The organism is Ensifer sp. ENS10, from assembly GCF_014852025.1.
In the GTDB taxonomy this organism is placed as follows: domain Bacteria; phylum Pseudomonadota; class Alphaproteobacteria; order Rhizobiales; family Rhizobiaceae; genus Ensifer.
In genome coordinates this window covers 837464-863211 of the sequence record NZ_JACVAS010000002.1, presented here as the reverse complement: position 1 = coordinate 863211, position 25748 = coordinate 837464, and the positions used below count along the sequence as shown (strand labels likewise).

At 63.7% G+C, this 25748-nt stretch carries 24 protein-coding genes and 1 riboswitch; of the genes, 17 read left to right on the top strand and 7 right to left on the bottom strand.

Annotated features, from left to right (window positions below; translation table 11 throughout):
- The 14 genes from IB265_RS11150 to IB265_RS11085 all read left to right on the top strand — a co-directional run bounded on the left by IB265_RS11150 (position 1) and on the right by IB265_RS11085 (position 14781).
- Positions 1 to 1119: an ABC transporter ATP-binding protein gene (locus IB265_RS11150; protein ID WP_057253351.1), complete on the top strand. Its 1119-nt coding sequence runs from the start codon at positions 1 to 3 to the stop codon at positions 1117 to 1119.
- Positions 1116 to 2240: an ABC transporter ATP-binding protein gene (locus IB265_RS11145; protein ID WP_057253353.1), complete on the top strand. Its 1125-nt coding sequence runs from the start codon at positions 1116 to 1118 to the stop codon at positions 2238 to 2240. The genes IB265_RS11150 and IB265_RS11145 overlap by 4 nt, the downstream gene beginning before the upstream one ends.
- On the top strand, positions 2240 to 3817 hold the full coding sequence (locus IB265_RS11140) for an FGGY-family carbohydrate kinase (protein ID WP_057253356.1): 1578 nt from the start codon (positions 2240 to 2242) through the stop codon (positions 3815 to 3817). The genes IB265_RS11145 and IB265_RS11140 overlap by 1 nt, the downstream gene beginning before the upstream one ends.
- Positions 3814 to 4851: a 2-hydroxyacid dehydrogenase gene (locus tag IB265_RS11135; RefSeq protein WP_057253358.1), complete on the top strand. Its 1038-nt coding sequence runs from the start codon at positions 3814 to 3816 to the stop codon at positions 4849 to 4851. Before IB265_RS11140 ends, IB265_RS11135 begins: the two co-directional genes overlap by 4 nt.
- 10 nt (positions 4852 to 4861) lie before the next feature.
- The gene (locus tag IB265_RS11130; protein ID WP_057253360.1) at positions 4862 to 5524 is read left to right on the top strand and encodes a class II aldolase/adducin family protein; all 663 of its coding nucleotides are present in this window, start codon (positions 4862 to 4864) and stop codon (positions 5522 to 5524) included.
- Between the two features lie 12 nt (positions 5525 to 5536).
- Positions 5537 to 7072, top strand: coding sequence for a glycerol-3-phosphate dehydrogenase (locus IB265_RS11125; RefSeq protein WP_057254370.1), 1536 nt, complete (start codon positions 5537 to 5539; stop codon positions 7070 to 7072).
- 11 nt (positions 7073 to 7083) lie between these two features.
- Entirely contained in the window at positions 7084 to 8136 is a 1053-nt protein-coding gene (locus IB265_RS11120) for a class II aldolase/adducin family protein (protein ID WP_057253363.1), read from the top strand.
- On the top strand, positions 8133 to 9413 hold the full coding sequence (locus tag IB265_RS11115) for an FGGY-family carbohydrate kinase (RefSeq protein WP_057253365.1): 1281 nt from the start codon (positions 8133 to 8135) through the stop codon (positions 9411 to 9413). The genes IB265_RS11120 and IB265_RS11115 overlap by 4 nt, the downstream gene beginning before the upstream one ends.
- The gene (locus tag IB265_RS11110) at positions 9410 to 10255 is read left to right on the top strand and encodes a TIGR01459 family HAD-type hydrolase (RefSeq protein WP_057253367.1); all 846 of its coding nucleotides are present in this window, start codon (positions 9410 to 9412) and stop codon (positions 10253 to 10255) included. The genes IB265_RS11115 and IB265_RS11110 overlap by 4 nt, the downstream gene beginning before the upstream one ends.
- 14 nt (positions 10256 to 10269) lie before the next feature.
- On the top strand, positions 10270 to 11208 hold the full coding sequence (locus IB265_RS11105) for a sugar phosphate isomerase/epimerase (RefSeq protein WP_057253369.1): 939 nt from the start codon (positions 10270 to 10272) through the stop codon (positions 11206 to 11208).
- Positions 11209 to 11308: 100 nt separating this feature from the next.
- Complete coding sequence (locus IB265_RS11100; protein ID WP_057254371.1) at positions 11309 to 12094, top strand: DeoR/GlpR family DNA-binding transcription regulator; 786 nt, start codon at positions 11309 to 11311, stop codon at positions 12092 to 12094.
- The gene (locus IB265_RS11095) at positions 12091 to 12858 is read left to right on the top strand and encodes a triose-phosphate isomerase (RefSeq protein ID WP_192494784.1); all 768 of its coding nucleotides are present in this window, start codon (positions 12091 to 12093) and stop codon (positions 12856 to 12858) included. Before IB265_RS11100 ends, IB265_RS11095 begins: the two co-directional genes overlap by 4 nt.
- A gap of 43 nt (positions 12859 to 12901) precedes the next feature.
- Positions 12902 to 13342: an RpiB/LacA/LacB family sugar-phosphate isomerase gene (locus IB265_RS11090; protein ID WP_057253372.1), complete on the top strand. Its 441-nt coding sequence runs from the start codon at positions 12902 to 12904 to the stop codon at positions 13340 to 13342.
- A 155-nt stretch (positions 13343 to 13497) separates the two neighbouring features.
- Positions 13498 to 14781, top strand: a complete 1284-nt coding sequence (locus tag IB265_RS11085) for a low temperature requirement protein A (protein ID WP_192494783.1) — start codon at positions 13498 to 13500, stop codon at positions 14779 to 14781.
- A gap of 388 nt (positions 14782 to 15169) precedes the next feature.
- Here IB265_RS11085 and IB265_RS11080 read toward each other — a convergent pair whose 3' ends face one another.
- The 7 genes from IB265_RS11080 to IB265_RS11050 all read right to left on the bottom strand — a co-directional run bounded on the left by IB265_RS11080 (position 15170) and on the right by IB265_RS11050 (position 21612).
- Complete coding sequence (locus IB265_RS11080; RefSeq protein ID WP_057253375.1) at positions 15170 to 15643, bottom strand: 6,7-dimethyl-8-ribityllumazine synthase; 474 nt, start codon at positions 15641 to 15643, stop codon at positions 15170 to 15172.
- 91 nt (positions 15644 to 15734) lie between these two features.
- A riboswitch (FMN riboswitch) is annotated at positions 15735 to 15885 on the bottom strand.
- A gap of 177 nt (positions 15886 to 16062) precedes the next feature.
- Positions 16063 to 16407: a TfoX/Sxy family protein gene (locus IB265_RS11075; RefSeq protein WP_162261321.1), complete on the bottom strand. Its 345-nt coding sequence runs from the start codon at positions 16405 to 16407 to the stop codon at positions 16063 to 16065.
- A 95-nt stretch (positions 16408 to 16502) separates the two neighbouring features.
- Positions 16503 to 17564, bottom strand: coding sequence for an ABC transporter ATP-binding protein (locus tag IB265_RS11070; RefSeq protein ID WP_057253378.1), 1062 nt, complete (start codon positions 17562 to 17564; stop codon positions 16503 to 16505).
- An 11-nt stretch (positions 17565 to 17575) separates the two neighbouring features.
- Complete coding sequence (locus IB265_RS11065) at positions 17576 to 18358, bottom strand: ABC transporter permease (protein ID WP_057253380.1); 783 nt, start codon at positions 18356 to 18358, stop codon at positions 17576 to 17578.
- Entirely contained in the window at positions 18355 to 19236 is an 882-nt protein-coding gene (locus tag IB265_RS11060; RefSeq protein ID WP_057253381.1) for an ABC transporter permease subunit, read from the bottom strand. The genes IB265_RS11065 and IB265_RS11060 overlap by 4 nt, the downstream gene beginning before the upstream one ends.
- Positions 19237 to 19421: 185 nt before the next feature.
- Positions 19422 to 20528, bottom strand: coding sequence for an ABC transporter substrate-binding protein (locus IB265_RS11055; RefSeq protein WP_057253383.1), 1107 nt, complete (start codon positions 20526 to 20528; stop codon positions 19422 to 19424).
- A gap of 205 nt (positions 20529 to 20733) precedes the next feature.
- Positions 20734 to 21612: a MurR/RpiR family transcriptional regulator gene (locus IB265_RS11050; protein ID WP_057253386.1), complete on the bottom strand. Its 879-nt coding sequence runs from the start codon at positions 21610 to 21612 to the stop codon at positions 20734 to 20736.
- A 174-nt stretch (positions 21613 to 21786) separates the two neighbouring features.
- Here IB265_RS11050 and IB265_RS11045 point away from each other — a divergent pair, with 174 nt between their 5' ends.
- The 3 genes from IB265_RS11045 to IB265_RS11035 all read left to right on the top strand — a co-directional run bounded on the left by IB265_RS11045 (position 21787) and on the right by IB265_RS11035 (position 25736).
- Positions 21787 to 22560 carry an N-formylglutamate amidohydrolase gene (locus tag IB265_RS11045; RefSeq protein WP_192494822.1) on the top strand — a complete coding sequence of 258 codons (774 nt, stop codon included), beginning with the start codon at positions 21787 to 21789 and terminating at the stop codon, positions 22558 to 22560.
- Between the two features lie 113 nt (positions 22561 to 22673).
- Positions 22674 to 24221, top strand: a complete 1548-nt coding sequence (locus IB265_RS11040; protein WP_057253390.1) for an amino acid permease — start codon at positions 22674 to 22676, stop codon at positions 24219 to 24221.
- A 150-nt stretch (positions 24222 to 24371) separates the two neighbouring features.
- A complete protein-coding gene (locus tag IB265_RS11035; protein WP_057253392.1) occupies positions 24372 to 25736 on the top strand; it encodes a glutamine synthetase family protein in 1365 nt (454 codons plus the stop codon).
- The last annotated feature ends 12 nt before the right edge of the window (positions 25737 to 25748 follow it).

Here is a 25748-nt window from a genome sequence, read left to right as displayed (position 1 = left end):
ATGACCACGCTGCAACTGAAGAATATCGTCAAGCGCTACAAGAGCCAGACGGTTCTCGACGATCTCACGCTTGACGTCGCCGACGGTGAACGGCTGGTGCTCTTCGGCCCCTCCGGCGCCGGCAAGACCGTACTGCTTCGCCTGGTGGCCGGCGTCATCGAGCCGGATGAGGGCAGGGTGCTGATCGGCGGCGAGGACATGACCGATGTCGATGCCGAACATCGCGGCGTCGGCATGGCCTTCCAGAACTTCGCGCTCTTCCCGCACATGAGCGCCTTCGACAACATCGCAAGCCCGCTGACGGCGACGCGATCGTCGAAGGAGAAGATCGCCGCCGGCGTGCAGAAGGTCGCGAAACTGCTCAAGATCGACCATGTGCTGACGCATCATCCGAAGGCGCTTTCCAACGGCCAGAAGCAGAGAACGGCACTTGCCCGCGCGCTCGTCGGCTCGCCGCCGCTCTTGCTGCTGGACGATCCCTTGCGCAACGTCGACGCCAAGCTCCGCTTCGAGATGCGGCTGGAACTGCCGCGGCTGCTCGCGGCGCAAGGCGCCACCGTCGTCTACGTCACCCAGGACTACAAGGAGGCGATGGCGCTCGGTGACCGCATCGCCGTCATGGCTGCCGGCCGCATCCGCCAGGTCGGAACGCCGCAGGAAATCTACAATGCGCCGGCCGATATCGAGATCGCGCGGCTCTTCGGCGATCCCACCATCAACCTGCTCGACGTGGTGCCGCAGCGCAGCGGCGAGGGCGTGTTCGTCGAGCTCTCCAATGTCCGGGTACGCCTTGCCGATTATGATGCCGATGTCGCGGGTAAGGAATGCGTCCTCGGCCTGCGGCCGGAGGCGATCAGCTTTGCCGATGCCGTTGCACCCGGCGCGATCCCCGTGACGGTGGAGGCGGAAACGCCGCTCAACGAAAAGACCGTGACGCTGGCACTGACCGCCCGCGGCCGCGAAATCCTGGTGTCGCGTCCGGCCGGTACGCCTGGTCCGGTCGCCGGCCCGGCCCATATTGCCGTCAATGGCACCCAGGCCTTCCTCTTCGACAAGACGAGCGGCGCCCTGCTGCCGCGCGCCGACCTCGCAGCCAAGCGCAGTGGAGAAGCGGCATGACCGACACCGCTCTTTTGATCAAGGACGTCGACAAGTTCTACGGCCCTGTCGATTACGGCGTGCATGCCGTGAAGAAGCTGAACATGGATGTTCAGAAGGGCGAGATCATCGCGCTGCTCGGCTCGTCCGGCTGCGGCAAGACCTCGACATTGCGGATGATCGCCGGCTTCGAGGCGGTCTCGCGTGGCACGATCTCGCTTGCTGGCCGGCCGGTGCAGACCCTGCCGCCGGTGCGCCGCAACGTCGCCATGGCGTTTGAGGGCTATTCGCTCTACCCGCCGCTCACGGTGCGCGAGAACATCGCCTTCGCGCTCAAGGCTTCGAAGCTTTCGCAGGGTGTCGTCGACGAGAAGGTCGCTGGTATCGCCAAGCTTTTGGAGATCGAAGACATTCTCGGGCGCTATCCAAGCTCGATCTCCGGCGGCCAGCAGCAGCGCGCCTCGCTTGGGCGGGCTCTCATCCGCGATGCCAGCCTGCACCTGCTCGACGAGCCGATGGGACAACTGGAGCCGCAGCTTCGCGCGCTGCTTCGCGGCCGCATCAAGCACTACATCAAGGAGCGGGGGCTGACGGCGATCCTCGTCACCCACGACCAGACCGAGGCCAACGCGCTCGCCGACCGCATCGCCGTCATGGAAGGCGGCGTGCTGCAGCAGTTCGACACGCCGCAGAAGATCAAGGAGCGCCCGGCCAATCTCTTCACCGGCACCTTCGTCGGCGAGCCGCCGATGAACGTCTTCGAGGCCAGCGTTTCGGGATCGGAGAGCAAAGTTGCCTTCGGCCTCAAGGATGGCGTGCGGCTCGAATATCCAGCCTCGGACTTCTCGCATGCGGTGCGTGATGCGCTGGTTCAGCGGCAGAAGGTGGTGCTCGGCATAAGGCCCTATTCGGTGCGCCGCAGCGCCGACGGCGTCACCGGCCGCGTCGCCGTCAACCAATGGCTGGGTGACCAGACCCATATCGCCGCGGATTTTGCCGGCGGCACCATGGTGCTGGTCGAGCACGACCGGACGGAGCTTGATGTCGGCCAGCCGATCGGTATCCATCTCGACCCGTCGAGCCTGCATGTCTTCGACGGCGAAAGCGGCCGGGCGATCAGCCATGGACAGGAGCTCGCCTGATGCGGGATATCCTCATCGGCATAGATGCGGGTACGTCGGTCATCAAATCGGTGGCCTTCGACCTGCGCGGTCGGCAGATCGCCATGGCGGCCCTGCCGAACGCCTATGAGGCCGTGGGCCGCGCCGGCAGCGTGCAGGATCTCGACCGCACCTGGGCCGATGCGGCAGCGACGCTCAAGCAGCTCTCCGACAAGATCGAAAACCTCCCTGGCCGTGTTGCCGCGATCGCGGTGACCGGTCAGGGGGACGGCACCTGGATGATCGACAGGGACGGCGCGCCTGTCGGCAAGGGCTGGCTCTGGCTCGATGCGCGCGCCGGCGAGACGGTGGAGCGGCTGCGCGCCGACAGCGGCGATATCGACCGCTTTCAAAGCACGGGCGTGGGGCTCGCCGCCTGCCAGCAGGGCCCGCAGCTTCGCTGGATGCGCGACCATGCGCCCGAGATGCTCAACGGTGTCGCAACGACGTTCCATTGCAAGGACTGGCTCTATTTCAAGCTGACCGGCAAGCGGGCGACCGACCCATCCGAGGCCAATTTCAGCTTCGGCAATTTCCGCACCCGCAGCTACAACGACGACGTCATCGCCTTCCTCGGCCTCGAAAAGCTGAAGCATGTGCTGCCCGAGATCGTCGATGGTGCCTCGACCCATCACCTGCTTTCGGCCGAAGCCGCTCGCATCACGGGGCTCACCGAAGGCACGCCTGTTGTGCTCGGTTACGTCGATGTGGTCTGCACCGCGCTCGGTGCCGGCCTCTATGATCCCGGCACCGATACTGGCTGCTCGATCATCGGTTCGACCGGCATGCATATGCGACTGGCCAACGGTGCCGACGATGTGCGCCTCAACCGCGACTTGACCGGCTACACCATGTGCATGCCGATCCCGGGCACCTATGCGCAGATGCAGTCGAATATGGCAGCGACGCTCAACATCGACTGGATCCTGTCGGTGGCATCCGGGCTGCTCAAGGGCATGGGCGTCGAAAAATCGAAGGACGAACTGCTTTCCCATGTCGACGGCTGGCTTGCGGACGCCAAGGACACGCCGCTGATCTTCCAGCCCTATATCTCGGAGGCGGGCGAGCGCGGGCCTTTCGTCGACGCCTCGGCCCGCGCCTCCTTCGTCGGCCTCTCGATCACCCACGGCTTCGGCGACATGGTGAAGGCGGTCTTTGACGGGCTCGCCATGGCGGCGCGCGATTGCTACGCGGAAATGGGGCCGCTGCCGGCGCGCATCCAGCTGACGGGTGGTGCTGCCCGCAGCGCCTCGCTCCGCCGCATCCTCGGAGCGGCGCTCGGCGCCAGCGTCCAGACGAGCGAACGGGAAGAGGCGGGTGCTGCCGGTGCTGCCATGATCGCCGCCGTCTCGCTCGGCATCTATCCCTCGATGGCCGATTGCCTCGGCGATTGGGTCACCCCCTACCAACGACCGGCGGAAGCCGCCGATCCGGTGCTTAGCTGTCGCTTTGACGAACTCTTCCCCGCCTACCAGCAGTCGCGAACAGCGCTCAGACCCGTCTGGCACGCACTCTCCCAAGGTGTTGACGCCGGAAATCAACAGGAAAGACCGAAATGAAGAAGATAGCCATTATCGGCGACCGGTTCATGCTGCCGGACGTCTTCCGCGACAAGATCGTCGAGGCGACCGGCAACGGCCATGACATCCGCACGCTCGAACTGCCCTGGCCCGATGTGCCGATGGAGCACGGCTATGCCGTCGAAGGCATGGACGGGCTGAAGGAATACCTCGGCAAGCCCGAGGACATCGTCGAATTCATCGGTGACGCGGAAATCCTGGTGACGCAGCTGGCGCCGCTGTCGCGAGGGATGCTTGCGGCACTGCCCGGCCTCAAGCTCGTCGCGGTCTCGCGCGGCGGACCTGTGAATATCGACATGGGTGCGGCGCGCGACGCAGGTGTGCGCGTCGTCAACACGCCCGGCCGCAATGCGAGCGCCGTTGCCGAATTCACGCTCGGCGCGATCCTCGCCGAGACGCGGCTGATCCGCACCGGGCATGAGGCGCTGCGCAAGGGCGAATGGCGCGGCGATCTCTATCGCGCCGACCGCACCGGCCGCGAACTCTGCGAAATGACCGTTGGCGTCATCGGTTACGGCAATATCGGCACGAAGGTCGTGCGTCTGCTGCGCGCCTTCGGCACCAAGGTGCTGGTGCACGACCCCTATGTGCAGCTTTCGGCGGACGACCTCAATGCTGGCGTCGAGCAGGTCTCGCTCGACGATCTTCTGTCCCGCTCGGACCTCGTGACGCTGCATCCCCGCGTCACGGAGGAGACGCGCAATATGATGAACGCCGAGACCTTCGCCAAGATGAAGCCGGGCGCGATCTTCGTGAACACGGCGCGTGGCCCGCTCTGCGACTACGACGCGCTCTATGAAAACCTGCTGAGCGGCCATCTCTCGGCGGCGATGCTGGAGACCTTCGCCGTGGAGCCGGTACCGGAGGATTGGCCGCTGCTGCAACTCCCCAATGTGACGCTGACGCCGCATATCGCCGGCGCCTCGGTGCGCACCGTGACCTTTGCCGCCGAAATGGCGGCCGAGGAAGTCCGCCGCTACATCGCCGGCCTGCCGCCGGTTCATCCCTGCTGAGGTGACAGTTATGAGCGAACGCGAACTGCGCCAGTCGATCGTCGACCATTGCCGCCACATGAACGCCATCGGGCTCAACCAGGGCACGTCGGGCAATATCAGCCTGCGCCACGGCGAGACCATGCTGGTGACGCCCTCGGGCATTCCCTATGACGAGATGACGTCCGAGATGATCGTCGCCATGCAGATCGAGGGCGAATACGGAAGCTGGTCAGGGCCGAAGAAGCCGTCGGTCGAATGGCCGTTTCACCTGGATATCCTGCGCGCTCGGCCGGAGGTCTGTGCCGTCGTCCACACCCATGCGATGTATTCGACCATTCTGGCGATCGCCCGCAAGCCGATCCCGGCGTGCCACTACATGATCGCGGCCTTCGGCGGCAGTGATGTGCGCGTCGCGGACTACGAGCGCTATGGCACCAAGGCGCTCTCCGACAGCGTCTTGCGCGCCCTCGAAGGCCGCAGTGCCTGCCTGATGGCGAACCACGGCATGATCGCGACCGGCGCGAGCCTGGAGAAGGCGATGTGGGCGGCGGTCGAGCTCGAGACGATCGCCAAGCAGTACTACCACACGCTGCTGATCGGCGGCCCGGTGCTCCTGTCGGAGGCCGAGATATCAGGCGTGATCGAGGGCTTCTCCACCTATGGCCTGCAGGACAAGACGAAGGCGGCGTGAGGCATGGCGGCGATGGCGACAGGAGTAACGACGGTGGGTTCCGAGACCAGAGTGTATGATCTGTTTGTCATCGGCGGCGGCGTCAATGGCGCGGGCATTGCGCGCGACGCCGCCGGGCGAGGGCTTTCGGTTCTCTTGTGCGAGAAGGACGATCTGGCGCAGGGCACGAGCTCGCGTTCGGGCAAGCTGGTGCATGGCGGTCTGCGCTATCTCGAATATTACGAGTTTCGTCTGGTGCGCGAGGCGCTGATCGAACGCGAGGTGCTGCTTCAGTCCGCGCCGCACATCATCTGGCCGATGCGTTTCGTGCTGCCGCACAACCCGGAGGATCGGCCGGCCTGGCTCGTGCGGCTCGGGCTCTTCCTCTATGACCATCTCGGCGGACGCAAACGGCTGCCGGGGACGCGGAGCCTCAATCTTTCGACCGCGCCTGAGGGCGCGCCGATCAAGCGCGAGTATCGCAGGGCGTTCGAGTATTCCGACTGTTGGGTGGATGACGCCCGCCTCGTGGTTCTGAACGCGCTCGATGCACGCTCCCGTGGCGCCCGGGTCTTGACGCGCACCGCCTGCAGCGCGATCCGCCGGCGGGACGGGCTCTGGTTTATCGAGATGACCGATACGCGAACCGGGGCGAAGACCGAGGCGAGGGCGCGGTGTGTGGTCAACACGGCCGGCCCCTGGGTCAACGACGTCATCGGCCGGATCGGCGGGCTGAACTCCAGCCGCAGCGTGCGCCTGGTCAAGGGCAGCCACATCGTCGTGCCGAAGTTCTGGGAGGGACGGCAGGCCTACCTGGTGCAGAACCCGGACAAGCGGGTGATCTTCATCAACCCCTACCAGAATGACCTGGCGCTGATCGGGACGACGGATATCCCTTACGAAGGCCGGCCGGAGGACGTATCGGCCGACGGCAACGAGATCAGCTATCTGCTGAAGTCGGTAAACCGCTACTTCAAGCAACAACTGACCTCTGACGATATCGTCTACAGCTTCTCCGGCGTGCGCCCGCTCTATGACGACAATGCCGAAAACCCCTCCGCCGTCACCCGCGACTACATCTTCGAGGTCGATGCGGCCGATGGCCAGGCGCCTCTGCTCTCGGTCTTCGGCGGCAAGATCACCACGTTCCGCAAGCTTTCCGAACATGCATTGGAACGGCTGAAGCCCTTCTTCCACAAGATGGGGCCAGCCTGGACGGCGAGCGCGCATCTGCCGGGCGGCGATATGGCGGATGCCGATTTCGAGCAGTTCCTGGGTGATCTCAAGGCGCGCTACCGCTGGCTGCCCGCCGATCTCGCCAAGCATTATGCGCGGCTCTACGGCACGCGGACGCATGCGCTGCTCGCCGGTGCCACCGCGGTCGAGGATCTCGGGCGGGCCTTCGGTTCGCTCCTTCGTGAGCGCGAGGCGCGCTTCCTCATCGAAAACGAATGGGCGCTGACGGCGGACGACATTCTCGACCGTCGGACAAAACACGGCCTGCACATGACACTGGCCGAGCGGCAGGCCTTCACCCATTGGCTGGAACGCCAGCAGGCGGCGGCCTGAAGGAGACTGAGATGCGAAGTCTGGAATTCGAAGCGCTTCTCGATCTTTCGGCCCGTATCGGGTCGGATCCGCTGCTGGTGCAGGGGGCGGGCGGCAATACCTCGATCAAGGAGGGTGGGGCGCTCTGGATCAAGGCCTCGGGCTTCTGGCTGGCCCATGCGCGCCAGCGCGATGTCATGGTGCCGGTGGCGCTCGATCCCTTGCTCGATGCGCTGGAGCGGAGCGATCCGGCGACGGAGAAGGCCCAGGACTTCGTGATTGCCGAGCGCAACCCCTCGGGCCTGCGCCCTTCGATCGAAACGACGGTGCATGCGCTGATGCCGCAAAGAGTGGTCGTGCATGTGCACTGCGTCGAGACGATCGCGACGGCCGTGCAGACCAACGGTGCTGCGATCGCCGCCGAGCGGCTTGCCGGCTTTCCGCATGTCTTTGTGCCCTATGCGCGGCCGGGCCTGCCGCTGGCCAGGGCGATCGCCGAACGGGTGCAGGACAACACATCGGTGCTGGTCCTCGGCAATCATGGCCTTGTCGTCGCTGCCGAGAGCGTGGTCGATGCGACCATCCTGCTGACCGACATCACGCGCTGCCTGACCGGGCAGAGGCGGGAGGCGCCGACGGCGGATGTGGCGGCCCTTTCGCGGCTTGCCGTCGACAGCGACTACCGGCTGCCGGAGGATCCGTACCTGCACGCGGTGGCGGCCGACCTCGACAGCTGCCGGCTTGCCGCCGGCGGCAGCCTCTATCCCGACCACGTGATTTTCCTCGGCAAGGGCGTCGTAGTAGCCGCTCCCGGCGAGACCGCGCTTGCGATCGAGGCGAAGCGGCGTGCTGCCGGCGAGAGCCTGCCGCCGTTGCTGCTTTTCCCCGGCAAGGGCGTGCTGGTGCAGAAGGAGATGTCCGCCGGCGCCTTCGCCATGGCGCGGTGCCTTGCCGACGTGACGGCACGCATTCCGGCGGATGCTCGCCTGCGCTACCTGACGGAAGCGGAAAACGCGGAACTTCTCGGATGGGATGCTGAGAAATACCGCCAGCAGCTCAACTGCGCCGGACAGGTGCTGCAATGAGCGGTGACAAGCTGGTCCTCGGCATCGATATTGGCACCTCGGGCGCGCGGGCAGTGGCCATGGCCGCGGATGGCGTCGTCGTCGCATCGGGTGCGGCGAGACTCGCGTCCTTCTCCGGGGATCATCGCGATCCCATCGGCTGGTGGAAGGCGGTGCAGGCGGCGCTCGGCGAAACGCTCGGAAGTATCGACAGGCGACAGGTTACAGCGCTCGCGATCGACGGCACGTCCGGAACGATGCTGCCGGTCGATCAAAGCGGTGCGCCGCTGGCGACGCCGATGATGTACAACGATCCGGTTGCCGACCGGGCTCTTCTCGATGCGGTTTCCGCCCATGCGCCGCGGGAGAGTGCTGCCCATGGCGCCACATCCGGCCTTGCCAAGCTTCTCGCCTTCCAGTCGGTGCCGGATGTTTTCCGGGTGATCCATCAAGCCGATTGGCTCGCCGGGCACTTCACCGGGCTCTATGATGTCTCCGACGAAAACAATGCCCTCAAGACTGGCTACGACCCGGTATCACGCTCGTGGCCGGAGTGGATCGGAAGGACGGGGGCGCGTGTCGAGCTTTTGCCAGACGTGCTGCCAGCCGGCGCGCCGATCGCGACCATCGCGCCGGCGGCGGCCGAAGCCTTTGATCTACCGGCCGGCGTGGTGATCGTTGCCGGCACCACGGACGGGTGCGCCTCGTTCCTGGCAACGGGCGCCGATCAGCCGGGGGACGGCGTCAGCGCGCTTGGCACGACTTTGACGGTGAAGATGCTCTCCGAACGGCCGCTGTTTGCGCCGGAATATGGGCTCTACAGCCACCGCATCGGCGAGATGTGGCTTGCGGGTGGGGCATCCAATACCGGCGGGGTGGTGCTCGCCGAGCATTTCTCGCCGGAAAGGATCGCCGTGCTTTCTGAGGAGATCAACCCGGTCGTCGATACCGGGCTCGACTACTATCCGCTCGTCAAACCCGGCGAGCGTTTTCCGGTCGCCGATTCGGATTTTCTGCCGCGGATGAGCCCACGGCCGGCCGACGATGCGACCTTTCTGAAGGCAATCTTCGAAGGCATCGCCGGGGTCGAGAGCCTTGCCTACCAGCGGCTGACCGAGCTCGGCGGACCGGCGCTCCGTTCGCTCCGCAGCGTCGGCGGCGGCGCGAAGAATGTGGCCTGGACCGCGATCCGCATGCGCAAGCTCGGCGTCCCATTCCTGCCGGTTCTGTCCGAAGAGGCAGCCGCCGGCACGGCGCGGCTTGCGCTTGCCGGCGCCAGAAAGGCGGGTGTGCTGTGACGGTTATCGAGACGATCGCCGGCCTCAGCGAGATTGCCGATCGCTACGACGCCTTCCTGATCGACCAGTTCGGCGTGCTGCGCGACGGGCGCGGTCCGTATCCGGTGGCGGCCGACACGCTGGTGCGGCTGAAGGATGCCGGAAAACGCATCATCATCCTCTCCAACTCGGGCAAACGTTCCGCGGAGAACGACCGTCGCCTTGTAGACATCGGCTTTGCCGCCGGCAGCTGGGACTGGTTCCTGACTTCGGGGGAGGTCGCCTGGCAGATCCTCAAGCGAGAAGGCGCAGGCAGCGCAGGCACGCCGCGCAAGTGCCTGCTGATCAGCCGTGACAACGATCTGTCGCCGATCAAAGGGCTCGACCTCGAGCGCACGACAAGCGGCGCTGATGCCGATATCGTGCTGCTTTCGGCGAGCGAAGGCGATCTCTATCCGCTCTCTCACTATGAGGCGCTGCTGGCACCGGCGGCCGCGCGTGGCGTTCCCTGCCTCTGTACCAATCCCGACAAGGTGATGCTGACGAAGACGGGTACCGCCTTTGGTGCCGGTCGCATCGCCGACCTCTACGAAGAACTTGGCGGCAAGGTGCGCTGGATCGGCAAGCCCTTCGCCGACATCTACGCGCTCGCGCTCGACTTCCTCGGTCATCCCGATCCGACGCGGGTCTGTGCCATCGGCGACAGCATAGAGCATGACATCGCCGGTGCGGCGAATGCGGGGCTGCATTCCGTGCTGGTGACGACCGGGATCCTGGAACACGCCGTGGACGAGGAACGTCGCCGGCTCTTTGCCGAGCACGGCGCGTCTCCCGATTTCATCCTTCCGAAATTTCACTGGTAGCCGGGAGTAAGGTCGTGGCCTTCACGCTGTCGCTCAACACCAATCCGCTGGTCAACCGCTTCGCCGAGGCCGACGACCTGATCGACACGATCGCCGAGAAGATCGGCATCGGCTACGTGCAGCTGACGCATGAATTCGTCAATCCGGGCTGGCCGGCGGCGACGATCGCCAAGACCGTCAGGCAGTTTCGCAAAGCGCTGGACCGCACCGGGGTGAAGATCACCTCGGGCATGACCGGCCCCTATGGCCGGCTCAACCATTTCGGCCATCCGGATCCGGATGTGAGGCGCTACTATGTCGACTGGTTCAAGACCTTTGCCGATATCTCCGCCGAGCTCGGCGCCTCCGGCATGGGCACGCAGTTCGCGATCTTCACGCTGAGGGATTACGACGATCCGGCGCGGCGCGAGGAGATGATGCGGATCGCCATCGAATGCTGGCGCGAAGTGGCAGAGCACGGCAAGGCGGCGGGGCTCTCCTACGTCTTCTGGGAGCCGATGTCGGTCGGCCGCGAATTCGGCCACACGATCGAGGAATGCCGATCGCTCGACCGGCGGCTGGCCGAGGCCGATCTGCCGATTCCAATGAAGATGATGGTCGACATCGACCATGGCGACGTCACCTCGGACAATCCCGATGATATCGATCCCTATGCCTGGGCCGGGGCGTTTCCCGAGCGTTCGCCGATCATCCACATCAAGCAGTCATCAATGAACAAGGGCGGCCATTGGCCGTTTACCGCTGCCTACAACCGGGACGGCCGCATCACGCCGGAGAAGCTGATCGGCGCGGTCAAGGCTGGCGGCGGCACCGACAACGAGATCTGCCTCGAGCTTTCCTTCCGCGAGCGCGAGCCGACCGACCACACCGTCGTGGAGATGATCCGGGAGTCGGTGGAGTTCTGGGAACCCCACATCGATACCGGTTTCAATCGCCCACAGAAATCACATTGAAAGATCACAAAATCACACCATAGAAATTGAAATATCACAAATAGGTGTTATCTTCTCACGGTGAGCGCGGCCATGGCTGCGCGTGATCGGGACCGAGATGATGAAGCCGGAAGACAGGCGACAGGCGATCATGGATGTGCTGATGGAGGCCGGAGCGGCGTCCGTCGAAGACCTGTCCTTGCGCTTCGGCGTCAGCAAGATGACGGTGCATCGCGACCTCGACGACCTCGAACAGGCGGGCCTGCTGCGCAAGGTGCATGGTGGCGCCTCGATCCAGTCGAGCCCACAATTCGAAAGCGACATCCGTTACCGTGAGAAGATCGCCACCGCCGAAAAGCGGCGGATCGCCGAATATGCGGCGGGGCTGATCGAGCCCGGGCAGAGCATCCTGATCGACGACAGCTCGACGACCGGCGCGATTGCCGAATGTATCCGCGACATTCGCCCGCTGACGGTCATCACCAACAATCTCGGCGTGATCACCAGCCTCTCGGGTGCGTCGGGCATCAATGTCATCGCGCTCGGTGGCCAGTACAGCAAGAAGTTCAATGGCTTCTTCGGCATCGTCACCGACGAGGCGCTGCGGTCGCTGCGCGTCGACATCGCCTTTCTCTCCAGCTCTGCGATCGAAGGGACGACGGCCTTCCACCAGGACCAGGAGGTGGTGCAGGCCAAGCGCCTGATGGTGAAGGCGGCCAAGCGCAAATACCTGCTGGTGGACCACGACAAATTCGGGCGCTCGGCGCTCCACTTCCTGACCGGGCTCGATGCCTTCGACGCGGTGCTGACCGGCGCCGAAGTGGCTGCCGAGCATGCAGCACCCCTCGAAGAGGCGGGCATCCGGCTGGTCAGGGTTGGCAATAGCAAGACATCGGAGAAAGCATGAACAAGTCCGGGCTCTGGGTCGGCACCAGCTGGAAGATGAACAAGACGCTCGCCGAGGCGATGGCCTTTGCCGAAGGCCTGGCTACGGCAGACGCAGCGCGCGACGAACGGATCCAGCGCTTCGTCATCCCGCCGTTCACGGCGGTGCGTGAGGTCAAGGCGCGGCTTGAAGGCGCCAGCGTCAAGGTCGGCGCGCAGAACATGCATTGGGACGATGCCGGCGCCTGGACCGGCGAGGTGTCGCCGCTGATGCTGAAGGATTGCAATCTCGACGTGGTCGAGTTGGGCCATAGCGAGCGGCGCGAACATTTCGGCGAGACGGATCGCACCGTCGGCCTGAAAACGGCGGCGGCCGTGCGCCATGGCCTGGTGCCGCTGATCTGCATCGGCGAGACGTTGGCCGAGCGTGAGGCGGGCGAAGCGGACGCGGTGCTGAAGCGTCAGGTCGAGGGCGCTCTGGCGCTGCTCGAAGGCGAGGCGAAGAACGCGACCATCCTGCTTGCCTACGAGCCGGTCTGGGCGATCGGCGTCAACGGCATTCCCGCGACATCAGACTATGCCAACGAGCGCCACAAGCGCATCGCTGACGTCGCCGAAGCGGCGCTCGGCCGGCGCGTGCCGGTGCTCTACGGCGGCAGCGTCAATCCCGGCAATTGCGAAGAACTGATCACTGAGCCGCATATCGACGGCCTCTTCATCGGCCGCTCCGCCTGGGACGTCGCCGGCTATCTTGACATTCTGCAGCGTGTCGCAAAGGCGATCTGAGCCTTCGGCCGCGGCAGTTCCTGAAGAATGGAAAGGAACAATCATGAAGATTGCAATCGGGGCAGACAGCGCCGGCAAGCCCCTGCTGGACGTCATTGCCGCCCATCTCGCGGGCCGGGCCGACGTCGAAGTCGTGGACCTCAGCCAGTCCGGCTTTTACGCGGATCTCGCGCAGAAGTTGGCGCAGCAGGTCGTCGAGGGCAAGCACGACCGCGGCATCCTCTTCTGCGGTACCGGCATCGGCGTCTGCATCTCGGCCAACAAGGTGCCGGGCATCCGTGCAGCACTGACGCACGACACCTATTCGGCCGAGCGTGCGGCGAAGTCGAACAACGCCCAGATCATCACCATGGGTGCGCGGGTCATCGGGCCGGAGCTGGCGAAATCGATCGTCGACACCTGGCTCGCGTCCGAATTCGATCCGCAGGGCGCTTCGGCCGGCAACGTGCAAGCGATCGACCGTCTCGATGCTGCCAAGGCATAAAGAACATCGCGACGCCCGTTGATCCTCCCTCAGGCATCGTGACGAGACGCCCGCCAGAGATGCCGGGCGTTTTCATTTCTGGCGCGCACCACGCCTTGACGACGCTTCCGCAAATATTTGAATGTGCTTGCAGATGTCAGCAGGGACCTTATCGCATGAGCGAACCAACCTCGATTGAACCGCATCCGAGCGCTCATCACCACGTGGCCCGCATGAGCGGTCGCGATACGCTTGAGCATCACAGGACCGCGACGACACTCGAGCTTCTGTTCGACCTCACCTTCGTCATCGCCTTCAGCCTGGCTGCGTCGCAGCTTGCGCATCTCTTTGCCGAGGGCCATTTCACGGCGGGGCTGATGGGCTTCGGCTTTGCCACCTTTGCCATCTGCTGGGCCTGGATCAATTTCAGCTGGTTCGCATCGGCCTACGACACCGACGACTGGATCTTTCGCAGCGTCACCATGGTGCAGATGGTCGGCGTGCTGATCCTGGCAATCGGACTGCCGCCGATGTTCGAATCGATCGACAAGGGCGAGCACCTCAACAACGGCGTCATGGTGCTCGGCTATGTCGTCATGCGCGTGGCCATGGTCTTCCAGTGGCTGCGCGCCAGCCGGCAGAATCCTGCGCGGCGGCAAGCCTGCATAGCCTATGTGAAGGCGATCAGCGCCGCCCAGCTTGGCTGGATCGTACTGATCTTCTTCGACTTCTCCCTCGTCGTGACTTTTGCCATGGTCGTCGCGCTGACCGCGGTCGAGATGGTCGGCCCCTGCATCGCCGAGATGCGCTACGGCGGAACGCCCTGGCACGCGCATCACATCGCCGAGCGTTACGGGCTGCTGGCGATCATCGCGCTCGGGGAGGGGGTGGTCGGCACGGTCGCCTCGATCTCCGCGGTCGTCGACGGCGATGGCTGGAACCTTGACGTTGCTCTTGTCTGCCTGGCGGGCACCGGGCTCACCTTCGGCATGTGGTGGATCTATTTTCTGCTGCCGAGCGCCGAGGTCCTGCACCATCACCGCCTCAAGCGGTCCTTCGTCTGGGGCTATGGCCACATCCCGATCTTCGCCTCGATCGTGGCCACCGGCGCCGGGCTGCATGTGGCGGCCTATTATATCGAGCACAAGGCCCATATCAGTTCGGTGGCGACCGTGCTGACCGTTGCCGTCCCCGTCGCGCTCTATATCGGGCTGCTCTACGCAATGTACGCCTATCTGCTGCGACAGACGGACCGGCTGCATCTCTGGCTGCTCTTCGGCACGGCGCTGGTGCTGGCCGCGTCCGTCGTTGCGGCGATGGCCTGGCTCGATATGGCGATGTGCCTGATCATCCTGATGTTCGCGCCCGTCGTCACCATCGTCGGCTACGAGGCCGGTGGCCACCGTCACCGGATGGCGGCGCTGGAGCGCAGCCTGCATGAGGGCGAGGCAGCGCGGTAGGCGCGAATTTGAGAGTCGGAACAGGAGGTTATCGGCCGGGGCTGGCGGTTTGATTCAGGTGGTTCAGAGGTTGATTCAAAAGGCGCGCCGTCACCATGAGGGGCCGTGAGCTTGGAGCGCATGGAGCGCTTTGCCCCTCACCCTAGCCCTCTCCCCGCAGGCGGGGAGAGGGGACAGTCGAGCGTGCCGCGGGCTTCTCATTCCGTAGCGGATGTAGGAGCGGTGCTGCGGCGAAGCATCGTCAATCCTGCTTGTATCAAACGGCCGCGGTCGGGCACGGAGCGTGCCACGCGTGTCCTTCTCCCCGCGAGCGGGGAGAAGGTGGCGGCAGCCGGATGAGGGGCGCGCCCATCAGGCGGTGCGCTGGATCACGTGGGCGCGTCGCCGATCAGGCGTTGACAAGCGCCAGCTTGGCTCGGGCATCCAAAATCTGCGAGCAGGCGTTGGCCGCTTCCGTGCCCTTGGTGACGAAGTGCTCGCGGAAGAAGGCGATGAGCGGCTCGCTTTCCTGGAAATTGTGTGGCGTCAGCACGGCCGAAAGCACCGGCACGCCGGTGTCGAGCTGGACGCGCATCATGCCGTCGAGCACGGTGCCGGCGACGAAGTCGTGGCGGTAGATGCCGCCATCCACGACGAAGGCGGTGCCGAGGATCGCCGCATAGCGGCCGGTCTTGGCCAGCGTCTGCGCATGCAGCGGGATTTCGAGTGCGCCCGGCACGTCGAAGATCTCGACGTCGGCCGCCGAGCCGCCGAGCTTCGTCCACTGCGCGACGAAGGCGTCGACGCAGCGGTCGACGATGTCGGCGTGCCAGCGGGCACGAACGATCGCGATCTTGGCGGTGGGGTGGGAAAGAATAGTCATGGTCTCAAGCCTTCCAGGGTTTGGCGTTTCCAATGATCCCGTCGGGCGAACATGCATGCGCGTGAGGTCCCGTCGCGGGGCCCACGTTCCTGCTTGCTCTCTTCCATCCGGACTGTGACCGTCGGCTCCGGAATTCGACCGGATCTGCTGACCCCTGGAGCGTAAGCTCCAGAGCGCTCGCGGGCTTCGAGGTTTCTCTCGCTACCGCCGGTGGGGAATTTCGCCCCGCCCTGAGAACACCGCGACTATATAGGCCGGGATTGCCCGGTCAAACGCACGCCGCGACGAAAAGAGCGGAAATCACGACAGATTTTTGCTTGTGGGGTGCTGGTGAGGACAAATTCGTTCCCGCCAGGACATTAATCCGGATGGTCAGGTTGCCATGCAGTCATGGCGGCAACATTCCGACCGCGTGGCACTTATCCGCGCAGATCGTCGTCTTCCGCGGTAACCGCGCGTCCGGCCCAGTGGAGGAGGGCATCCCGGTCGTCGAGGCAGTCGACAGGCGCTTCGTAGAAGCGATGCACGACCACGGTCTTGCCGCCCTTCTCATAGGTGAACGGCTGGCAACCCTCTGATATCAGCGCGTCTTTCAGCGCCTGATCAACCCTGAAATAGAGGCGGTCCTTGATGCTGACGGCAAAGCGCTTGTCTGCGACGACGTAGGCCCAGCCGCCGAAGAAGCGGTCAATCTGAACAGGCCCGAGATCGGAGAGTTCATCCTGGATATGCCTGACGAAGGCACTTGGTTCAGCCTTGGCCATGATTGCAACCTCGCGGGTCTCCGGCAATGGTGCAACGAACCGCTGCATACTCGCTGGCGCCCTGCGCGCCAGCGTTCATCGGTCTTCTGCAAGGCCTACTCGCGAATAACGAGCAGGTCCTTGGCGGCGAAGCGCAGGGTGACGTTGTCGCCCGAGACCGGCGGGGTTACGCCCGGATTGTTGAACATGTCGAAGGAGATGACATCGCCGCCGACGCGAAGCCGCGTGCGGATGACCGAGCCGAGGAAGCTCGTCGAGACGACCTCGCCGGCAAGCGCCGTATCGCCTTGCGCCCCTTCGGCAATCGAGCCCGCTTCAGGGCGCAACGCCAGCGAGATGCTGTCGCCACCCTTCATGCCGGCAATCGGGTCTTTCAGAGCCACCTGCTGGTTGCCGATCGTTACGGCGCCCGAGGCCGGATCCGCGACCTTGCCCTCGATGATGTTCAGCGTGCCGACGAAGGAAGCGACGAAGCGCGTTGACGGCGTGTTGTAGATCTCGAAGGGGGTGCCGATCTGGTCGGCACGTCCGGCATTCATGACGACGATACGATCGGAGATCGACAGCGCCTCTTCCTGGTCGTGGGTGACGAAGACCGTGGTGATGCCGAGCTGCTGCTGGATCTGCCGGATTTCTTCGCGCAGCGACACGCGGATCTTGGCGTCGAGCGCCGAAAGCGGCTCGTCGAGCAGCAGCACCTGCGGCTTGACCGCAATGGCGCGGGCAAGCGCCACGCGCTGCTGCTGGCCGCCGGAGAGCTGGTAGGGGAAGCGGTCCGCCAGGTGCTCGAGCTTGATCAGCCCGAGCATCTGCTTCACCCGTGCGTCGATCTCCGACTTGTCAGTGCCTGCGACCTTGAGGCCGAAGGCAACGTTGTCATGCACGTTCATGTTCGGAAACAGCGCATAGGCCTGAAACACCATGCCGATGTTGCGCTGGTTGGGTTTCAACGACCCTTGGTCCTTGCCGTTGATCACGATAGAGCCGGCGGAGGGTGTCTCGAAGCCGGCGATCATGCGCAGGACGGTCGTCTTGCCGCAGCCGGACGGACCGAGGAACGAGACGAATTCGCCCTTCTCGATGTCCATGTCGAAATCGTGCACGACGTGAACAGGGCCGAAGGACTTCTTGATGCTGGTGAGTGACAGAAAACTCATGGGTGCGGTCCTCAGGCCTTGGGAGGCGCGCTTTTTTGGAAGCGCGAGACGAGCTGGATGAGGCCGAGGCAGCCCCAGGTGATGCCGAATGCGATAACGGCGAGTGCGGCAGGCTCATAGGCGCGGTTGGCGCCTAAGAGCTGCATGTACGGGCCGAAGGCCGGGCGGTTCAGAAGTGCCGCCATGGTGAACTCGCCGATGACGATGGCAAAGGTCAGGAAGGCGCCTGAAAGCACCGCGACGAGCACGTTCGGCAGAATGATCTTGGCGAGGATCGTGGCCCATCCGGCGCCGAGGCTCTGGGCGGCTTCGGTCAGGGTGGCGACGTCGATGGTGCGAAGGCCGGTGTCGACCGCGCGGTACATGTAGGGCAGAGCGAGCGTCGCGTAGCCGAACATCAGGAGGATGTTGGTCCCCGTCAGCGAGCCCGTCAGCGGCAGCCAGCTCGAGGTGTTGTAGAGCCGGATATAGCCGAAGACGATGACGATCGCCGGGATAACGAGCGGCAGAAGCGTGATGAACTCGATATAGGGGCGCAGCCGCGGCAGCTTCAGCCGGACCCAATAGGCGGTAGGTACGACGAGCAGCACGCCGAAGACGATGGTGAACAGCGCCTGCAGCACCGAATAGCTGAAGGTTTCCTGGAAGCGCGGATCGGCGAAAACCTTCTGATAGGCGTCGAAGGAATATTCGCCGCGGCGCATCTTCAAGGAGAAGTTGGTCATGCCGATGAGCGGCAGGGTGAAATAGAGGAGGCCGAAAACGAGGGCCCCCCAGGCCCAGATCTTCTTCATTTCAGCCACCTTTCGCTGCGGCCGCGCAGCCAGATGTAGATCGCGTTGGCAATGCCGGTGACGACGATCATGCCGAAGGCGAGCGCATAGCCGAGATGCGGATTGCCGAGCACGTCGCCGCGGATCTGGGCGAACAGCAGGATCGGCACGATCGACAGCGACGAGCCGGTGAGCGCGATCGCGGTCGCAACGGCGCCGAAGGCATTGGCGAAGAGCAGCGCCAGCGTGCCGAGCAGCGAGGGAAGCAGGATCGGGAAGGCGACCATGCGCCAGTACTGCAGGCCGGTGGCACCGAGGATTTCGGCGGCCTCGCGCCATTCGCGCTTCAGGCCGTCGAGCGCCGGCGTGATGATGAGGATCATCAGCGGGATCTGGAAAAAGAGGTAGGTGACTGTCAGCCCCCAGAAGGACAGGAGATTGAAGCCGAGCATTCTGAGGTCGAGACCGAAGTTCGAGCGCAGGAACACCGTAACGATGCCGACCGGGCCGAGGGTAGCGAGAAAGGCGAAGGCGAGCGGCACGCCGGCAAAGTTGGAGGCAACGCCGGAAAAGGTCAGAAGCGGCCCGCGGATGCCCTTCGGCAAGCCGCCGAAGACAATGGCCGAGGCCATGGCAAAGCCAATCAGGCAGCCGAGGAGCGCCGAGGCTATGCTGATCTTGATCGAGATCCAGTAGGCCGCAAGGATCGAGGGCGTGAACAGGCCACGGATGTTCTCGAACGTGAAGCTGCCATCCGGTGTCTGAAAGGCGCCGACCACGATCTTTGCCGTCGGCAATATCAGAAACAGCGTCACAAAGGCGGCAAAGGGCAGAATGCCCAGCCAGTGAAGCGGTAGGCGACGCGCCGGCGGGCTGGCGTCGGGTTTAGCAGATGACATTCCGTTCGCGCCCCTGAAACCGCGTTATCGACGCGGGCGTTATTGATACTTGCAAGTTAGAGCGGGTGCGGGCTGAAACCCGCGCACATTTTTCCTCATTCCGCTCCAAAGACTTGAATTCCTTACGAATAACTTATGTCGCCCCGGCCGGAAAACCGGCCGAGGCGACATGTCTGTGGAAAGACTTACTGAACGTTCGCGCCGACGACGGAATCCCAGCCGCCGGTGACGGCAGCCTTGTTGGCATCGACTTCTTCGAGCGTCGGGAAGTAGGCCTTTTCATAAGACGCTGCCGGCGGCAGGGCGTCGATCAGTGCCTGCGGAACCTTGCCGGCCTTGACCATCGCGTTGAAGCGGGTCGGGTGGCAGAAGCCCTTGAGCCAGCCGAGCTGACCTTCGTCGGAATAGAGGTGCTCCATCCACAGCTTCGCTGCGTTCGGGTGCGGCGCGTAGGCCGAGATGCCCTGAACGTAGACGCCGGCGAGAACGCCGCTGGCCGGAACGACGACTTCGGTCGGCGGGTTGCCGTTGAGGGTCTTGGCCCAGCCGAGCGCGTTGTAGTCCCAGGCAACGATGATCGGGGTCGAGCCCTGGGCGAGCGTACCGGACTTGCCGATGACCGGAACGAAGTTGCCGGCCTTGTTGAGTTCGGCGAAGTAGCCGAGGCCAGCTTCACCGGCTTCCTTGCCCGACTTCGCACCCTTGGCGAGACCGGCGGCGAGAACGCCGAGGATCGCCTGGTTCGACGCGCGCGGATCGCCGGCGAGAGCGACCTGACCGGCATATTCCGGCTTCAGGAGATCAGCCCAGTCCTTCGGAGCGGTCTGGACAAGGTCCTTGTTCACGAGGAACGACATCACGCCGTAATAGTCGCCGTACCAGTAGCCTTCGGCGTCCTTGACGCTGTCCGGGATCTCGTCCCAGGTGGAAACCTTGTAGGGCTGCAGCAGGCCTTCGGCCTTCATCTGCGGGCCGAAGGCGAGACCGACGTCGACGACGTCAGGGGCCTGCGGACCCTTGTTGTCCTTGTTGGCCTTGACGGCTTCGACTTCGTCAGCCGAGCCCGCGTCCGGGTTCAGTTCGTTGACCTGGATTTCCGGATACTTGGCCTTGAAGGAGGCGATGACGTCGCCATAGCCGCACCAGTCGTGGGGCAGGGCGACGGTGGTCAGCATGCCTTCCTTCTTGGCGGCTTCGATGAGTTCGGCGCTCGGCTCGGCGGCGGCGATTGCGGTCGTCGCCAGGAAAACGGCGGTGGAAAGCGAAAGCAGGCGATGGGTTCTTGAAATCACTGGTGTTCTCCTTATGGGTTTAGTCAAATTCGTGGGGTATTCAGTCGATTTCGGCTAGGCTGTTAAAGAGATGCCATGAAAGTAATGTGACAGCGGTTTATCCGTTCGCGCCGCCTATGTCGTTGGAAGAACATTTCTTTTTCTGGCGGGGTGGCTCACTGTCGCACAACTGTATGAAATTCCGTGAACGGGTCGGCGAGCACTCCTAGACGGGTTTGCGAAAGATGCGGGTGGAATCGAAAAGGCCTTCGAGCGTTTTCATTCGATCCCGGGTTTCCTCCCAGTTCGAACTTTGCACCGCCTCGATCAGAGCCTCGATCAAGAACAGGATCACCACCGAGCTGTCCCAGGCCGACGGTACTTCGATCTGCGAGCGGAACACGCGGGAGGCGGATTTGGCGACCGGCGAAGTCCAGCGATCGGTGAAGAGGATGATCTCGACGCCACGCTCGCGGGCGGATGTGGCGAGCGTCGCCATCTCCTGCTCGTAGCGGCGAATGTCGAACAGAATCAAGACGTCGCCCTGGCGCATATCGAGCACGTAGTGCGGCCAGGCGCTGGCGTTGGAGGCGATCTCGGTGACACCCGGACGAATGACCTGAAGATGGGTGAAGAGATAGTCGGCAAGCGCATGGGTGATGCGGCCTCCGAGCAGATAGATGCTGCGCTTGCGGTCGGCGATGAGGGCGGCGGCCTCGTCGAATTCCCGTGGATCGATCTGGGTCAGCGTCTCGCGCAGATTGCTGGTGATCGCGTCGGCGAAGCGGTTGAGCGTGTGGGTTCCCGGCGCATTGGCGGCCCAGCGGTCGTGCTTGGTGATCGGATTGGAGATCGTCGCTTCCAGTTCCTGGTGCAGCCGCGCCTGGAAATCCGGAAAGCCGCGGAAGCCGAGCTTCTGCACCATGCGCGCGACGGTCGGAGTCGATACGCCGGCGTTCTCGGCGACCGTGGTGATCGAGCCGAGTCCCGATACGGGATAATTGTCGAGAAGTGTCTCCGCCAGTTGCTTCTCCGCGCGGGTCAGCGCGGTGAAGTGGGCATTGATCACATCCGACACCGTCGTCGATGTCGCCTTGCTGCTCAAAATGTCTCCCCTGAACCGATCTAGAGCCGGTTTGTGACAGATTAAACATCGCTGTCACAATTGGAGTCAATCGCAATTTTGAAGAGATCGTTTCAGATTTTGATTGACACTCGCCAATCTCTGAAGAATTCTTTTCATTAACGAACGTCTAACGGGCAAAAGGGGATGCCGGTGTTGACGCGACTTTTGACCGAAGCAGATGGCGATCCGGTTGCGATCGAAAACGCCACAGGGAAGGGCGATATCGTGCTCGTCTGCGAGCACGCCTCGCGTCGGGTTCCGGAGCGCCTCGGTACGCTCGGCCTTACCGAGCAGGCTCTCGAAAGCCACATCGCCTGGGACCCGGGCGCGCTGGCCGTCGCCAGGCTTCTTGCCGGCAAGCTCGATGCGGCGTTGATCTACCAGCGCTTCTCGCGGCTTGCCTATGATTGCAACCGTCCGCCCGAGGCGGAGGCGGCGATGCCGGTTCTGAGCGAAGTTTACGAGATCCCGGGAAACCGGACGATGACAGACGACGAGCGGCAGGCGCGGGTCGATGAGATCTATCGCCCGTTTCACGATTCGGTCGCGCGCTTCGTTTCCGCGCGCAAGGCCGCCGGCAGGCCGCCGATCCTGGTGACGATGCATAGCTTCACGCCCGTCTATTTCGGCAAGCCGCGGGCCGTCGAGGTCGGTATCCTGCACGATGCGGACAGCCGCCTTGCCGACCACATGCTGGCGGTCGCGACGAAGGGGCAGGTCGCCTACGACATCCGCCGCAACGAGCCCTATGGCCCGGTCGACGGCGTTACTCACAGTCTGATTGAATACGGCGTCCTCAACGGACTGCCGAATGTGATGATCGAGATCCGCAACGATCTCATTCGCAATGACATCGGCCAAAGGGTCATGGCCGACTATCTGGAAGGACTGCTGCGCAAAGGCGCGGCGGCACTTTCAGCACAATAAAAGACCCTGGGGAGCGGCTTGGCCGCGGTCCTGTGCCGGCTCGCCGGGACAGGTGGTTGATGGGACCCAGCCGCAATGGGGCGGCCTGGTCTGAAGAAATCAGGGGAAGAAAAATGTCAGACTACAGCGACTTGGACAAAAAGCAGGACATGAGTGTCTTGCACTCGATGGGCTACGCCCAGGAGCTCGAGCGGCGCATGAGCCAGTTCTCGAACTTCGCGGTGTCGTTCTCGATCATCTGCATTCTCTCCGGCGGCATCAATTCGCTCGCCCAGGCGACCGCCGGCGCAGGGGGCGCCGCGATCGGCATCGGCTGGCCGCTTGGCTGCTTCATTTCCTTGGTCTTTGCGGTCGCCATGGCGCAGATCAGCTCGGCCTATCCGACGGCCGGCGGCCTCTACCACTGGGGTTCGATCCTTGGTAACCGCTTTACCGGCTGGGTGACCGCCTGGTTCAACCTGCTCGGTCTCGTCACCGTTCTCGGCGCGATCAACGTCGGCACCTATTACTTCTTCATGGGTTCCTTCGGCACGCCCTATTTCGCGCTGGAGGACACAACCACTACCCGCATCGTCTTCCTGGCGATCATCACCGGCGCACAGGCGCTCGTGAACCACATGGGCATCGGGCTCACCGCCAAGCTCACCGATTTCTCCGGCTACCTGATCTTCGCAACTGCGATCCTGCTTGCCGTCGTTTGCCTTGCGGCCGCCGACAGCTACGACATCGCAAGGCTCTTCACCTTCTCCAACTATTCCGGTGAAGCCGGCGGCAACGTCTGGCCGCAGACGTCGGGCACCTGGGTGTTCCTGCTCGGCCTTCTGCTGCCGATCTACACGATCACCGGCTACGACGCTTCTGCCCACACCTCGGAAGAAACCGTCAAGGCGGCGGAATCCGTGCCGCGCGGTATGGTTTCTTCCGTGCTCTGGTCGGCGCTCTTCGGCTACATCATGCTGTGCGCCTTCGTGCTGATGATCCCGAACATGGACGAAGCTGCCAAGCAGGGCTGGAACGTGTTCTTCTGGGCGATGGACGCCCAAGTCAACCCGGTCATAAAGGACATCCTCTATCTCGCCATCCTCGTCAGCCAGTGGCTGTGCGGCCTGGCGACGGTGACCTCGGTATCACGCATGATCTTCGCCTTCTCGCGTGACGGCGGTCTGCCGGCCTCCAGGGCGCTCGCCAAGGTCAGTCCGACCCACCGCTCGCCGGTTGCGGCGATCTGGACCGGCTCGATCCTCTCGGTCCTGTTCGTCTGGGGCTCGTCGCTCGTGTCGATCGGCGAAACGCCGGTTTATACGATCGTCGTCTCGTGCACGGTCATCTTCCTGTTCTTCTCCTTCGCGATCCCGATCACGCTCGGCCTTTTCGCCTGGGGAACCTCGAAGTGGGATAAAATGGGCCCGTGGAACCTGGGCGAGGCGATGTTCAAGCTCTTCGCGGTTCTGTCGATCATCGCCATGGTGCTGATCTTCGTTCTCGGTATCCAACCGCCGAACGACTGGGCGCTCTACATCACCGTGGGCTTCCTGGTGCTGACGGCTCTGATCTGGTTCGGCTTCGAAACCCGCCGCTTCCGCGGCCCGCCGATCGGCGACGAAGTGGCGCGCCGCCAGGCCGAGATTGCCGCTGCCGAAAAGGCCGTCGGCGAAGTCTGAACACCAACAAAATGGGCGGGAGCGCGACCGCGACTTCCGCCTTTTCTTTTCCGGAGCTTGTCCGGTTACTTGAACGAATCACGTCCACGCGGCCCAAAAATATCGTGACCCAAGGGAACGGCCGCGTGACCAAACATGGGATGGAAGTTGATGAGCTATACGTTTGATGAGTTGAAGGAAGACGTCGCCGCCGGGCGCATCGATACGGTTCTCGCCTGCCAGGTCGACATGCAGGGCCGGCTGATGGGCAAGCGCTTCCACGCGCAGTTCTTCGTCGACGGCGCCTGGAAGGAAACGCATAGCTGCAACTATCTGCTTGCGACCGACATGGAGATGGAGACCGTTCCCGGCTACAAGGCGACGAGCTGGGAGAAGGGCTATGGCGACTATACGATGAAGCCGGACCTTTCGACACTTCGCCGCATTCCCTGGCTCGAAGGCACGGCGCTCGTGCTTTGCGACATGCTCGACCATCACACCCACGAGGAAGTGCCGCACTCGCCGCGCGCGATCCTGAAGAAGCAGGTGGCGCGGCTTGAGAAGATGGGGCTCAAGGCCTACATGGCGAGCGAGCTCGAATTCTTCCTGTTCGACCAGTCCTACGACGATGCCCGCCAATCCGGCTATCGCGACCTGCAACTCGTCAGCGGCTACAACGAGGACTACCACATCTTCCAGACGACCAAGGAAGAGGATGTGATGCGGGCGATCCGCAACGGCCTGCAGGGCGCCGGCATCCCGGTCGAAAATTCCAAGGGCGAGGCGTCGGCCGGGCAGGAAGAGATCAACGTGCGTTATGCCGACGCGCTGACGATGGCCGATCGGCACGCGATCATCAAGAATGGCTGCAAGGAGATCGCCTGGTCGCGCGGCAAGGCCATCACCTTCCTCGCCAAGTGGAATTATTCGGCCGCCGGCTCCTCCTCGCATATCCACCAGTCGCTCTGGAGTGCCGACGGCAAGACCTCGAAATTCTTCGACGAGAGCGGCAAATACGGCATGTCGGAGATGATGCGCCACTATGTGGCGGGGCTGCTGACCCATGCGAGCGAGATCACCTATTTCCTTGCGCCCTACATCAACTCCTACAAGCGCTTCATGGCCGGCACCTTCGCGCCGACCAAGGCGGTCTGGAGCAAGGATAACCGCACCGCCGGCTATCGCCTTTGCGGCGAGGACACCAAGGCGATCCGCATCGAATGCCGCGTCGGCGGCTCCGATCTCAATCCCTATCTCGCCTTCGCGGCTTTGATCGCGGCCGGCATTTCCGGTATCGAGAACAAGATGGAACTGGAAGCGCCCTTCGTCGGCGACGCCTATGGCGGCAAGGACGTGCGCGAGATCCCGCGCACGCTGAGAGACGCGACCGCAGCGCTCAGCGAATCCAAGATGCTGCGCGCCGCCTTTGGTGACGAGGTCATCGAGCATTACGCGCGGGCCGGGCGCTGGGAGCAGGAAGAATACGACCGCCGCGTCACCGATTGGGAGGTCGCACGCGGTTTCGAACGGGCCTGATCCTGGTCCCTA

Excerpts from the sequence above, each read along its gene's own strand:
- IB265_RS11070 (WP_057253378.1), bottom strand. The coding sequence starts at position 17,564 with ATGAGTTTTCTGTCACTCACCAGCATCAAGAAGTCCTTCGGCCCTGTT.
- IB265_RS11040 (WP_057253390.1), top strand. The coding sequence starts at position 22,674 with ATGTCAGACTACAGCGACTTGGACAAAAAGCAGGACATGAGTGTCTTG.
- IB265_RS11140 (WP_057253356.1), top strand. The coding sequence starts at position 2,240 with ATGCGGGATATCCTCATCGGCATAGATGCGGGTACGTCGGTCATCAAA.
- IB265_RS11085 (WP_192494783.1), top strand. The coding sequence starts at position 13,498 with ATGAGCGAACCAACCTCGATTGAACCGCATCCGAGCGCTCATCACCAC.
- IB265_RS11065 (WP_057253380.1), bottom strand. The coding sequence starts at position 18,358 with ATGAAGAAGATCTGGGCCTGGGGGGCCCTCGTTTTCGGCCTCCTCTAT.
- IB265_RS11130 (WP_057253360.1), top strand. The coding sequence starts at position 4,862 with ATGAGCGAACGCGAACTGCGCCAGTCGATCGTCGACCATTGCCGCCAC.
- IB265_RS11090 (WP_057253372.1), top strand. The coding sequence starts at position 12,902 with ATGAAGATTGCAATCGGGGCAGACAGCGCCGGCAAGCCCCTGCTGGAC.
- IB265_RS11115 (WP_057253365.1), top strand. The coding sequence starts at position 8,133 with ATGAGCGGTGACAAGCTGGTCCTCGGCATCGATATTGGCACCTCGGGC.
- IB265_RS11075 (WP_162261321.1), bottom strand. The coding sequence starts at position 16,407 with ATGGCCAAGGCTGAACCAAGTGCCTTCGTCAGGCATATCCAGGATGAA.
- IB265_RS11135 (WP_057253358.1), top strand. The coding sequence starts at position 3,814 with ATGAAGAAGATAGCCATTATCGGCGACCGGTTCATGCTGCCGGACGTC.
- IB265_RS11080 (WP_057253375.1), bottom strand. The coding sequence starts at position 15,643 with ATGACTATTCTTTCCCACCCCACCGCCAAGATCGCGATCGTTCGTGCC.
- IB265_RS11120 (WP_057253363.1), top strand. The coding sequence starts at position 7,084 with ATGCGAAGTCTGGAATTCGAAGCGCTTCTCGATCTTTCGGCCCGTATC.
- IB265_RS11095 (WP_192494784.1), top strand. The coding sequence starts at position 12,091 with ATGAACAAGTCCGGGCTCTGGGTCGGCACCAGCTGGAAGATGAACAAG.
- IB265_RS11060 (WP_057253381.1), bottom strand. The coding sequence starts at position 19,236 with ATGTCATCTGCTAAACCCGACGCCAGCCCGCCGGCGCGTCGCCTACCG.
- IB265_RS11145 (WP_057253353.1), top strand. The coding sequence starts at position 1,116 with ATGACCGACACCGCTCTTTTGATCAAGGACGTCGACAAGTTCTACGGC.
- IB265_RS11035 (WP_057253392.1), top strand. The coding sequence starts at position 24,372 with ATGAGCTATACGTTTGATGAGTTGAAGGAAGACGTCGCCGCCGGGCGC.
- IB265_RS11150 (WP_057253351.1), top strand. The coding sequence starts at position 1 with ATGACCACGCTGCAACTGAAGAATATCGTCAAGCGCTACAAGAGCCAG.
- IB265_RS11125 (WP_057254370.1), top strand. The coding sequence starts at position 5,537 with ATGGCGACAGGAGTAACGACGGTGGGTTCCGAGACCAGAGTGTATGAT.
- IB265_RS11100 (WP_057254371.1), top strand. The coding sequence starts at position 11,309 with ATGAAGCCGGAAGACAGGCGACAGGCGATCATGGATGTGCTGATGGAG.